This is a genomic window from Streptomyces virginiae (genome assembly GCF_040638905.1).
Lineage (GTDB): Bacteria > Actinomycetota > Actinomycetes > Streptomycetales > Streptomycetaceae > Streptomyces > Streptomyces virginiae_B.
In genome coordinates this window covers 150,467-161,691 of record NZ_JBEZYV010000016.1, presented here as the reverse complement: position 1 = coordinate 161,691, position 11,225 = coordinate 150,467, and the positions used below count along the sequence as shown (strand labels likewise).

General features: G+C 72.6%; 8 protein-coding genes. 5 read left to right on the top strand and 3 right to left on the bottom strand.

From position 1 onward, the window contains the following. Positions 1 to 121: 121 nt before the first annotated feature. On the bottom strand, positions 122 to 403 hold the full coding sequence (locus tag AB0F82_RS22725) for an HPr family phosphocarrier protein (protein WP_030026990.1): 282 nt from the start codon (positions 401 to 403) through the stop codon (positions 122 to 124). 187 nt (positions 404 to 590) lie between these two features. Here AB0F82_RS22725 and AB0F82_RS22720 point away from each other — a divergent pair, with 187 nt between their 5' ends. Genes AB0F82_RS22720 through AB0F82_RS22705 form a run of 4 tightly spaced genes read left to right on the top strand, consistent with a single transcriptional unit; the run spans position 591 to position 5,974 of the window. Next, on the top strand, positions 591 to 3,416 hold the full coding sequence (locus tag AB0F82_RS22720) for a bifunctional acetate--CoA ligase family protein/GNAT family N-acetyltransferase (protein WP_436842133.1): 2,826 nt from the start codon (positions 591 to 593) through the stop codon (positions 3,414 to 3,416). Between the two features lie 50 nt (positions 3,417 to 3,466). Further along, positions 3,467 to 4,066 (top strand): DUF5998 family protein, encoded by a 600-nt coding sequence (locus AB0F82_RS22715; RefSeq protein ID WP_069924106.1) that lies wholly within the window; start codon positions 3,467 to 3,469, stop codon positions 4,064 to 4,066. Continuing rightward, positions 4,066 to 5,268 carry an alkaline phosphatase family protein gene (locus AB0F82_RS22710; RefSeq protein ID WP_362630655.1) on the top strand — a complete coding sequence of 401 codons (1,203 nt, stop codon included), beginning with the start codon at positions 4,066 to 4,068 and terminating at the stop codon, positions 5,266 to 5,268. The genes AB0F82_RS22715 and AB0F82_RS22710 overlap by 1 nt, the downstream gene beginning before the upstream one ends. Before the next feature lie 55 nt (positions 5,269 to 5,323). Further along, positions 5,324 to 5,974, top strand: a complete 651-nt coding sequence (locus AB0F82_RS22705) for a thymidine kinase (protein ID WP_356814503.1) — start codon at positions 5,324 to 5,326, stop codon at positions 5,972 to 5,974. A gap of 9 nt (positions 5,975 to 5,983) precedes the next feature. Here AB0F82_RS22705 and AB0F82_RS22700 read toward each other — a convergent pair whose 3' ends face one another. Next, on the bottom strand, positions 5,984 to 7,264 hold the full coding sequence (locus tag AB0F82_RS22700; protein ID WP_362630651.1) for a DUF2254 domain-containing protein: 1,281 nt from the start codon (positions 7,262 to 7,264) through the stop codon (positions 5,984 to 5,986). Between the two features lie 327 nt (positions 7,265 to 7,591). On the opposite strand from AB0F82_RS22700, the gene AB0F82_RS22695 reads away from it, so the two are divergent. Further along, positions 7,592 to 9,439 (top strand): glycoside hydrolase family 15 protein, encoded by a 1,848-nt coding sequence (locus AB0F82_RS22695; RefSeq protein WP_362630648.1) that lies wholly within the window; start codon positions 7,592 to 7,594, stop codon positions 9,437 to 9,439. Here AB0F82_RS22695 and AB0F82_RS22690 read toward each other — a convergent pair. After that, positions 9,411 to 11,192: a cation:proton antiporter gene (locus tag AB0F82_RS22690; RefSeq protein ID WP_362630645.1), complete on the bottom strand. Its 1,782-nt coding sequence runs from the start codon at positions 11,190 to 11,192 to the stop codon at positions 9,411 to 9,413. The two genes, AB0F82_RS22695 and AB0F82_RS22690, sit on opposite strands and share 29 nt — an antisense overlap. Positions 11,193 to 11,225 lie beyond the last annotated feature (33 nt).

Here is an 11,225-nt window from a genome sequence, read left to right as displayed (position 1 = left end):
ACTCCCAAGGAGCTGTGGGAGCAGTACCACGCACTCGTGGAGCGCCTGGGCTGAGCCAGGACACGCCCTGAAGAAGGGCCGCGGCTTCGGCGCCGGTGCTCTGTGGGGCGAACCCGAAGGGTCAGACCGTCTCGGGGAGCTCTTCGAGGCCCTCGGCGACCAGCTTCGCGAGGCGGTCCAGGGCGGCCTCCGCGCCCTCGGCCTCGGAGGCGAGGACGATCTCCTCGCCGCCCTGGGCGCCCAGGCCCAGGACCGCCAGCATGGAGGCGGCGTTGACGGGGTCGCCGCCGGACTTCGCGATGGTCACCGGGACGCCGGAAGCGGTCGTCGCACGGACGAAGATCGAGGCGGGACGAGCGTGCAGGCCCTCGGCCCAACCGACGTTGACGCGGCGCTCTGCCATGGTGATGCCCTTCAGGTTCTTACGATTGTCTAGACCAGTCTCTCACGGCGCCCCGAATGCTCGGACCGACCCTCGGCCTGAATTCCTTGTTCTCGCCGCTGGACGAGCGTCCTCAGCTTGCACCGGTTCGTCCCGGCTTGCCTACTGCGCCGCGCGAGCGCTGTCCGGCCCGGTCCGGCCGTAAGGTATGCGCATGACCATAGAGTCGGACCCGTCCTACCCGGCCCACTGGGAAGCCGATGTCGTCCTGCGCGACGGCGGCACCGCCCGGATCAGGCCCATCACCACCGAGGACGCCGGCCGGCTCGTCAGCTTCTACGAGCAGGTCTCCGACGAGTCGAAGTACTACCGCTTCTTCGCGCCCTACCCCCGCCTCTCCGACCGCGACGTGCACCGCTTCACGCACCACGACTACGTGGACCGCGTGGGCCTCGCCGCGACCATCGGCGAGGATTTCATCGGCACCGTCCGCTACGACCGCATCGGCCCCGACGGCCGGCCCGCCTCCGCCCCCGCCGACGAGGCCGAGGTCGCCTTCCTCGTCCAGGACGCGCACCAGGGCCGCGGCGTCGCCTCCGCGCTCCTCGAACACATCGGCGCGGTGGCGCGGGAGCGCGGCATCCGCCGGTTCGCCGCCGAGGTGCTGCCCGCCAACACCAAGATGATCAAGGTGTTCACGGACGTCGGCTACCAGCAGAAGCGCAGCTTCGAGGACGGCTCCGTCCACCTCACCCTCGACCTCGAACCCACCGCCGAGTCCCTCGCCGTGCAGCGCGCCCGGGAACAGCGCGCCGAAGCCCGATCCGTCCAGCGCCTGCTGGCCCCCGGCTCGGTGGCCGTCGTCGGGGTCAGCCGTTCCGGCGCCGGGGTGGGCGCGGCCGCCCTGCGCAACCTGCGCGACAGCGGCTTCCACGGCCACCTCTACGCCGTCAACGAGGCCGTCACCCGCGACCTCCTCGACGGGGTGCGGGCCTACCGCACCGTCGAGGCCATCGGCGCCCCCGTCGACCTCGCGGTGATCGCGGTGCCGGCCGACCGGGTCCCCGACGCGGTGGCCGCGTGCGGCGAGCACGGCGTGCAGGGGCTCGTGGTCCTCTCCGCCGGATACGGGGACAGCGGCCCGGCCGGCCTCGCCCGCCAGCGCGAGCTGCTGCGGCAGGTGCGCTCGTACGGGATGCGCCTCATCGGACCCAACGCCTACGGGGTGATCAACACCGCCCCGGACGTGGAGCTCAACGCCTCGCTGACCCCCGCGCCGATGCCCGTGCGCGGCCGGACCGGCCTGTTCACGCAGTCCGGGGCGATCGGGATCGCCCTGCTCTCGGCGCTGCTGCGGCGCGGCGAGGGCCTGTCGTCCTTCGTCTCCGCGGGGAACCGGGCCGACGTCTCCGGCAACGACATCCTCCAGTACTGGTACGAGGACGAGGCGACCGACGTCGCCCTGATGTACCTCGAAACCCTCGGCAACCCGCGGAAGTTCACCCGCCTCGCCCGCCGGACGGCGGCCGTCAAACCGGTGGTCGTCGCCAAGGGCGGCCGACACACCCCCGCCGGGCACGTCGTCCCCGGCACCCGGCTGTCGGAGGACACCGTCTCCGCCCTCCTGCGGCAGGCCGGCGTCATCCGGGTCGACACGGTCACCGAGCTGGTGGACGTCGGCCTGCTGCTGTCCTCCCAGCCGCTGCCCGCCGGACCCCGGATCGCGATCCTCGGCAACTCCGAGTCCCTCGGGGTCCTCACCTACGACGCCTGCCTGGCCCAGGGCCTGCGCCCGCTGCCGCCCCTGGACCTGACGACCGCCGCGTCCCCGGAGGACTTCCGCACCTCCCTGGCCTCGGCCCTCGCCTCCGACGACTGCGACGCGGTGATCGTGACCGCCATCCCGTGGGTCAGCGAGCACGCCCTCGCCGACGACCTCGCCGACGCGCTGCGCGAGGCCGTCGCCGGCACCCCGGGCAAGCCGGTGGCGGTCGTGCACGTGGAACTGGCCGAGCTGGTGCAGGCCCTGTCCGCGACCCGCGGGCCCGCCGACGAGCCGCCGGCCCGCCCCGCCGACGCGACGACGGCCCACCCCGCCGCCGACGCCCTCCGGACCCCGGCCGCCCCCGCCGCCCCCGGCCGGGCCGCCTCCACCCCCGAGCCGGACCGGATCCCCAGCTATCCCGCCGCCGAGCGCGCCGTCAAGGCCGTGGCGGAGGCCGTGCGCTACGGCCAGTGGCGCCGCGCCCTCGCCGATGCCGGGCAGGTCCCCGAGTACGAGGACATCGACGAGGCCGGCGCCGCCGCACAGCTCGCCGGGCTGCTCGCAGACGTCGACGGCGGCGCCGTGCTGACCCTCAGCGACTGGGACGCCCGCGAGCTGCTCGCGCGCTACGGGATCCGCGTCCTGCCCACGCTCCCCGCGCCCAGTCCCGACGCCGCCGTCCGGGCCGCCGAGGTCCTCGGCTACCCGGTCGCCCTCAAGACCACCGCCCCGCACCTGCGCCACCGCGCGGACCTGGGCGGCGTACGGCTCGACCTCACGAACGAGGCCGAGCTGAGGCGCTCGTACGAGGAGCTCACCGACGCGCTCGGCAAGCCGGCCGAGCTCCAGCCCGTGGTGCAGCCCATGGTGCCGCGGGGCGTCGACACCGTCGTGCGGTCCGTCATCGACCCGGCCGCCGGCGCCGTCCTCTCCTTCGGACTCGCCGGGGTGGCCTCCGAGCTGCTCGGCGACACCGCCCACCGGCTGGTCCCGGCCACCGACCGGGACGCCGCCGCACTGATCCGGTCCATCCGGGGGGCACCGCTCCTCTTCGGCTGGCGCGGCAGCGACCCCGTCGACACCCCCGCCCTGGAGGCGACGCTCCTGCGGCTGTCCCGGCTCGTGGACGACCACCCCGAGGTGATCGCAGTCACCCTGGAGCCCGTCGTGGTCGCCGCCGAGGGCGTCTGCGCCCTCAGCGCGACCGTCCGCGTCGCCCATCCGCCCGCCCGCGGTGATCTCGGCCCCCGGACGCTCCCCAGTTACTGAGCGGGTACGGCGCGGTAGGAGGGCAGCCGGGGGGCCTTACCATTGACCCCATGGCGAAATCCGGTACGACGACCCAGGGGCTGCGCACGGCGATCGAGCGCAGCGGCTACTACCCGGCCCTCGTGGCCGAGGCGGTGGAGGCCGCGGTGGGCGGCGAGCCGATCTCGTCGTACCTGGTCCACCAGGAGACGACCTTCGACTCCAACGAGGTGCGCCGCCACGTCACCGTGCTGGTCCTGACCGGCAACCGCTTCATCGTCAGCCACACCGACGAGCAGGCCGCCGACGCCGGGTCCCCGTCGCCGTACGCTACGACCTCCACCGAGTCGGTCAAGCTCTCCAGCATCTCCTCCGTGGTGCTCAGCCGCGTTGTCGCCAACCCGGAGTCCTACACCCCCGGCACCCTGCCCCGCGAGGTCGTCCTGACCATCGGCTGGGGCGCCGTCTCGCGGATCGACCTGGAGCCGGCCGCCTGCGGAGACCCCAACTGCGACTCCGACCACGGCTACACCGGCAACTCCACCGCCGACGACCTCAGCCTGCGGGTCAGCGAGGCCGGCGACGGACCGGAGGCGGTGCGCCAGACCCTCGTCTTCGCGCAGGCGCTCAGCGAGGCGACAGCGGCCACGTCCTCCCCCTCCGCCCGCTGATGGCTTACTCGGCACCGCAGGACTGGACCGAGCCGGAGCTGCTGGACCTGGCCGGCGCCCCCGTCCCGGAGTACGGCGCCGGGTCGCTCGCCGATCTGCTGCCGACGCTCGTGGCCGGACAGGGCGTCCCCGGCTACACCGCCGCCATCGCCGAGCTGACGCCGGCCGACCGCAACTGCGTGTTCCTGGTCGACGGCATGGGCTGGGAGCAGATCAAGGCCCACCCGGACGAGGCCCCGTACCTGGCCTCCCTCCTCGGCAGCTCGCGCGGCGGCACCGGGCGCCCGATCACCGCGGGCTTCCCGGCGACTACCGCCACCTCACTGGCGTCCGTCGGAACCGGGCTGCCGCCGGCCCGCCACGGCCTGCCGGGCTACGCCGTGCGCAACCCGGCCACCGGTGAGCTGATGAACCAGCTCCGCTGGCAGCCGTGGGCGCCGCCGAAGCCGTGGCAGCCGTACCCGACGGTCTTCCAGGAGGCCGACAAGGCCGGTGTGGCGACCGCGCAGGTGTCCTCGCCCGCCTTCCAGACCACCCCGCTCACCAAGGTCGCCCTGAGCGGCGGCACCTTCCTCGGCCGGATGACCGGCGAGGAGCGGATGGACCTGGCCGCCGAACGCCTCGCGGCCGGCGACCGCTCGCTCGTCTACACCTACTACAGCGAGCTCGACGGGGCCGGCCACCGGCACGGCGTGAACTCCGACGCCTGGCGCGGCCAGCTGATGTATGTGGACCGGCTCGTCCAGCGGCTCGCCGAGCAGCTGCCCGCGCGCACCGCGCTGTACGTGACCGCCGACCACGGCATGGTCGACGTCCCCTTCGACGAGGACTGCCGGATCGACTTCGACGAGGACTGGGAGCTCGGCGCCGGCGTGGCCCTGCTGGGCGGCGAGGGCCGGGCCCGGCACGTGTACGCGGTGCCGGGAGCCGAGGCCGACGTGCTGACCGTGTGGCGCGAGGTGCTCGGCGACCGCTTCTGGGTCGCGAGCCGCGAAGAGGCCCTGGACCTGGGCTGGTTCGGCCCGCCGGGGGAGTGCGACGAGCGCGTGCTCGGCCGGATCGGCGACGTGGTCGCGGCGGCCCAGGCCGATGTCGCGATCACCGCGTCGCGCAACGAGCCGAAGGAGTCGGCGCTCGCCGGAATGCACGGCTCCATGACCGCGGAGGAGCAGCTCGTCCCGCTGCTCGAAATCCGCACCTGACCGGTCACGCCGGCCCCGTCACTCCACCCACGATCCGAAAGGTCCCGTACTTCCCATGCCCGAGCTGGTGTTCTTCTCCGGAACGATGGACTGCGGAAAGAGCACACTGGCTCTCCAGATCGCCCACAACCGTGATGCGCGGGGGCTCCAGGGCGTGATCTTCACCCGTGACGACCGGGCGGGCGAGGGCAAGCTGTCCTCGCGCCTGGGACTGGTGACGGAGGCGGTCGAGGCGCCGGAGGGCATGGACCTGTACGCGTACCTGGTCGCGCAGCTGTCGAAGGGCGGCAGGGCGGACTACGTGATCGTGGACGAGGCCCAGTTCCTCGCCCCCGAGCAGATCGACCAGCTGGCGCGCATCGTGGACGACCTGGACATGGACGTCTTCGCCTTCGGCATCACCACGGACTTCCGCACCAAGCTCTTCCCCGGCTCCCAGCGCCTGATCGAGCTGGCGGACCGGATCGAGCAGCTCCAGGTCGAGGCCCTGTGCTGGTGCGGAGCCCGCGCCACGCACAACGCCCGTACGGTCGGCGGCGTGATGGTCGTCGAAGGCGAGCAGGTCGTGGTCGGGGACGTGAACCGCCCGGCCGAGGAGATCGGCTACGAGGTCCTCTGCCGCCGCCACCACCGCCGGCACATGACCTCCGCCGCGGCCCACGCCGCCGCCCTCTCCCCGGACGTCCTCCCGGTCAACAGCCGCTGATCGAATCGATCAGCCGGGGCGGTGGCGGGCGCCGATGCCCTGGGGATCGGTCGTGCGGGCCAGGGTGCGGCGGGCGGGGTCGGTGTACGCGCGGTCGACGGACTCCCGCAGCAGGGACAGTTCGGTGTCGACGGCCGGCCGGGACACGGCCGGCACGGCGTGGAGGAGGCCCTCCAGCAGGGCGCCGAGCCGCCGGCAGACCTGGACGGACGAGGTGCCGTACTCACGGATCTCCGTCACGGCCAGCTGGAGGTAGTCCTCCCAGTCTCGGCCCTGGACCACCAGCCGCGGGGTGCCGTGCGGGTCGCCGAGCACGTAGCGGTCGCGCAGACCGGTGCGGCCGACCGTGTGGAGGAACGCCTCGATGTGGTTGAGCACTTGCACCGCGGTGGTCGGGTCGTTCACGGCGGGGGAGAGCGCCCGGACGGCGATGTCGACGAGGACCCGCAGCGCGAACGCCGGGTCCTGTTCGATGGTCCGCTCGGAGCCGAAGGCGATCAGTCCGGTCACCCGCCGCGGATCCGGTGCCGATGACCCGCCATGGACCTCGACGACGACCGCGCCCGGCGGTACGTAGTCCCCGACCAGGCGGGTGAGCACGAGGACGCAGTCGTGGCGCGCCGCCAGGGCCGTCAGCCGCCCCGCGTGGCACGCCTGGATCACGCCGCCTCGCTCGGACCGTACGTAGGCGACCGGTCCGCCGTCCGCCGCCGGTACGGGGTCGCCCCCGCGCGGCGCGGCGCCGAGGACCGCCGCTTCCCCGCGGGCCAGGACCGTTTCGCCCATCCGTCCGACCAGTTCGGCGATGGCCACGGGCCGGAGGTTGTGGGTGAACCGGTTGAGGTAGACGAGCAGCAGCAACAGGCTGACGGACACGGCGGCGCCGGCCAGGGTGACCCCGATGTCGGGCACGGAGTCCGCCTCGATGGTGCGCAGCAGGGCGAAGGAGAAGGAGAAGGTCCCGGTGAAGGTGGCCAGCACCGCCTTCTGCAGCCGGTCCCGGTACCACAGGCGCATGTAGCGCGGGGACAGGGTGCCCGTCGCCTGCTGGACCACGAGCACGCCGATCGTGACGACGAACCCGAGCAGGGCGATCATCGCACCGACGATGGCGGTGAGCACGCCGGTGGCCGTGGAGGCGGAGTACCGCCAGCCGGCCGGGAGCCCGCTGGTGTCCACGGAGACGGCCCATTCCGCGAGCAGTACGCCGAGGAGCAGACCGAGCAGCGGCACGATCCAGAGGCTGGCCTTCGTGTACTGCAGCAGCCGGAACCGGGAGGCCCAGGACATCAGGGGCCGCAGCGGAATTCCGGTCGCCGGCCGGGCGGCGTCGTACGTCGGTACGGCACGGGTGACCTCCGACCTCCGGTTCGCGGTTCGGGACGGCCTTCAGCCCCACGGTAAGGCCGCTCGGCGCCCTCCGCACGCCGCCGCCGCAGGCCGCCGCCCCACGCCGCCGGACGTGCTGCCACGCCGCCGCCGGACCCGTCGCGGCCCCCCGGTGCTCCGCAGGAGCGGCCCGGACATTCCTGCCTAAGCTGACCGTGTGACATCGGATCGGCCTTCTCCTGTCCGTGTTCCGGCCGGGCCGTACCCGCGGACCGAAAGGTGTTCCCGATGGACGAGTACCCCCTGATCGAGAACCACGGCCTGATCGGCGATCTGCAGACGGCCGCCCTGGTGGCCACCGACGGGACGATCGACTGGTTCTGCTGTCCGCGCTTCGACTCGCCGAGCGTGTTCGGGGCCCTGCTGGACCGGGAGAAGGGCGGGCACTTCAGGGTCGCCCCCCTGAACGCCACGTACACGACGAAGCAGTTGTACCTCCCTGACACGGCTGTTCTCGTGACGCGCTTCATGACGGAGTCGGGCGCCGGCGAGGTCATCGACTTCATGCCGCCGACGGGGAGGACGGCCACCGACCGGCACAGCATCGTCCGCATGCTCCGGTGCGTGCGAGGCAGCATGACCTTCGAGGTCGACATCGCGCCGCGCTTCGACTACGGCCGGGCGCCCCACACCCTGCACACGACCGAGCACGGCGCGGTGTTCGTGTCGGAGGGGATGGAGCTGACCGTTCACGCCGTCCGCGAGCGGGAGGACGAGCGGTTGCTGACCAGCCTGTCGAAGGAGCACGACCTGCACTTCTCGCTGACCCTGCAGGCCGGCCAACAGCGGGGGGTCGTACTGGAGTCGGCGGCCGGCGGGCCGCCGCGCGAGATCCTGCCCGCCGACTTCGACATGATGTTCGCCGAAGCCGTCGAGCACTGGCGTACCTGGCTGCGCCAGTCCCGGTACACCGGCCGGTGGCGGGAGGCCGTCGAGCGCTCCGCCATCACCCTGAAGCTGATGACGTACGCGCCGAGCGGCGCCCTGGTGGCGGCACCCACGGCGGGGCTGCCCGAGCAACTGGGCGGCGAGCGCAACTGGGACTACCGGTTCACCTGGATCCGCGACGCCTCCTTCTCCGTGTACGCCCTGCTGGGCCTCGGCTTCACGGAGGAGGCGACGGCGTTCATCGGCTGGCTGCGCGACCGGGTCAGGGAGAAGGCTGGCAGCGACGGGGACACCGGGCCGATGAACATCATGTACCGCGTCGACGGCTCGTCCGACCTCTTCGAAGAGACCCTGGAGCACTGGGAGGGCTACCAGGGCTCCCGCCCCGTACGCATCGGCAACGGCGCGGCCACCCAACTGCAGCTGGACATCTACGGCGAGGCACTGGACAGCATCTTCTTCGCCCACCAGCACGGGATCCAGCTGGACCACCGGGCCTGGACCTCGCTGCACACCCTCCTCGACTGGCTGACCGACCACTGGGACCAGCCCGACGAAGGCCTGTGGGAGACCCGGGGAGGCCGCCAGGACTTCACATACGGCCGGGTGATGTCCTGGGTCGCCTTCGACCGCGCCCTGCGCCTGGCGGCCTCCAGCGGCCGGCCCGCGGCCAGCGGCCGCTGGGTCCAGGCCCGCGACGCGATCTACGAGCAGGTCCTCCAGCGGGGCTGGGACCCGCAGCGCAAGGCATTCGTGCAGCACTACGGCAGCGCCGTCCTCGACTCGGCCCTGCTGCGGATGCCGACGGTCGGCATCATCACCCCCGACGACCCGATGTGGACGTCCACCCTGGAGGCGATGGACCGGGAACTGGTCACCGACAGCCTCGTCTACCGCTACAACCCCGAGGCATCGCCCGACGGGCTGCGCGGCTCCGAAGGGACCTTCTCGCTGTGCACGTTCATGTACGTCGACGCGCTCGCCCGCGCCGGACGCACCGACCAGGCACGGCTGGTGCTGGAGAAGATGCTCACCTACGCCAACCACCTGGGCCTGTACTCGGAGGAGATCGACCTGACCGGGCGCCAGCTCGGCAACTTCCCGCAGGCGTTCACCCACCTGGCGTTCATCGACGCGGCCATCACCCTGGACGCGAACCTCAACCGAGCTCGGACCCGGGCGGCGTGAGCGGTACGGGACCGAGCAGTACGAGGAGGTCTCCCTCCGCCGGGGTGACGGCCTCGCCGACCGGGACGAGCCGGCCGTCGGCCCGCACCACGAACAGCGTCTCGAAGTCCGGCGGGGCCGGCCGGGTGGCCGGCTGCACCAGGTACCGGGCGCCCTGCCGGTAGTGCTCCGCCAGGACGTGCCGGACCAGCCGGGAACCGAAGAGGACGTCGCCGCCCGTGTAGGGGGCGATGACGCCGCGGCTGGTGTGCGGCGGGCCGACGCGGTAGACGGGGCCTTCGACGTTGCCCTGCACCATGACCGAGGCCAGGGCGTTGAAGTCGTCGTCGTCCGTGAGCAGGAAGACGGCGGTGACGCCCTCCAGCCGTGCGCGCGGGTTGGTGGCCGTCGCCAGCAGCTCCCCCTGAGCCAGTTCGATCCCGGCGTCCTTGATCCGCTCCCGTTCGGCCTCGTCACCCGCCCACATGAGGACGTCGAGGCCGGCCGACCGCAGCGCCTTCCCCATGTCGACCACCCAGCGGTCTCCGCCCACCAGCAGGGGGCGTGTGCGGGAGGGGCGGACGACACCCAGTCTGCGGGCCACGGGGGCGGCGGTCAGCGCGTAGAGCAGAACCGTTCCCACGATCACCAGGAAGGTGACCGGGAGGATCTTCGAGGCCCCGGGCAGGCCCTTGTCGGACAACGTGGCTGCGAACGCGGAGGCGGTGGAGGCCGCCACGATGCCGCGCGGCGCCATCCAGGCGAGGAAGCCCCGCTCCCCCCGGGTGAGCCCTGAGTTCCGGGTCGACAGGAAGGCGATCACCGGCCGCAGGACCAGGACGAGGAACGCGATGAGGATGAGGGAGGGAAGGAGCACGGGTGTCAGGGACGCCGGGGTGACGGTCGACGAGATCGAGATGAAGAGCAGCCCGATGATCAGCTGGACCAGCGTCTCGAAGAAGGGGCGGCGGGCGGGCATGTCGAAACCGGGGAGGTTGGTGACGGCCAGCCCCGTGACGATCGCGGCGATCAGCCCGGTGTCGTCGCGGACGATGTCGCAGCCGGCCGACACCGTGATCACCACGGCCAGCTGGGCGAGCGTGCCGAGCGTCTCGCCGAGCCGCATGATCCGCAGCGTCAGCCACAGCAGGGCGCCGCCCACGGCCCCGCCGATCAGGCCGACACCCATGCTGATCAGGAACTGGCCGATCTGGTAACCGCGGCCGAGGTCGATCCGGTGGGAGGAGGAGACGGCGTGGAAGACGAGCGCGCCGAGGATGCCGCCGATCGGGTCGATCAGCGTCCCTTCCCAGACCAGGATGCGCCGTACCTTGTCCGTCGGCCGCACGTACTCGAGCAGCGGACCCACCACCGTCGGGCCCGACACCACGAGGATCGTGCCCAGCATCGCGCCGGTGGCGAGCGACATGCCGAACAGGGCGGGGGAGACGAAGCCGACGGCGAGGAAGGTGCCGAGGACGCCGACCGCCAGGAGCCTGCCCACGATGCCCCGGGTGCGGCCGGTGAGCCGGCGCAGGTTGAGTCCGAGACCGGCGTCGTAGAGGATCACGGCCACGGCCAGGGAGACCAGCGCATCGAACTCCGCGCCGATGAGCTCGTCCGGGCGGATGACGTCGGTCAGCGCCCCCGCGACGAAACCGGCCGGCAGCAGCAGGATCAGCGCCGGCACGCGCAGCCTGTTGGCCAGGATCTGCGAGACCGCGGCCAGCGCCACCGTCAGGGCGATGCCGAGGAGGATCTGGTCCTCGCTCACGGGGCCGGTGCCTCTCGGACGAGGCCCGCCGGG

What these genes read in the sequence shown, in the direction of transcription:
- AB0F82_RS22720 (WP_436842133.1), top strand. Translation starts at nt 591, where the DNA reads ATGCGCATGACCATAGAGTCGGACCCGTCCTACCCGGCCCACTGGGAA.
- AB0F82_RS22725 (WP_030026990.1), bottom strand. Translation starts at nt 403, where the DNA reads ATGGCAGAGCGCCGCGTCAACGTCGGTTGGGCCGAGGGCCTGCACGCT.
- AB0F82_RS22695 (WP_362630648.1), top strand. Translation starts at nt 7,592, where the DNA reads ATGGACGAGTACCCCCTGATCGAGAACCACGGCCTGATCGGCGATCTG.
- AB0F82_RS22715 (WP_069924106.1), top strand. Translation starts at nt 3,467, where the DNA reads ATGGCGAAATCCGGTACGACGACCCAGGGGCTGCGCACGGCGATCGAG.
- AB0F82_RS22705 (WP_356814503.1), top strand. Translation starts at nt 5,324, where the DNA reads ATGCCCGAGCTGGTGTTCTTCTCCGGAACGATGGACTGCGGAAAGAGC.
- AB0F82_RS22700 (WP_362630651.1), bottom strand. Translation starts at nt 7,264, where the DNA reads ATGTCCTGGGCCTCCCGGTTCCGGCTGCTGCAGTACACGAAGGCCAGC.
- AB0F82_RS22710 (WP_362630655.1), top strand. Translation starts at nt 4,066, where the DNA reads ATGGCTTACTCGGCACCGCAGGACTGGACCGAGCCGGAGCTGCTGGAC.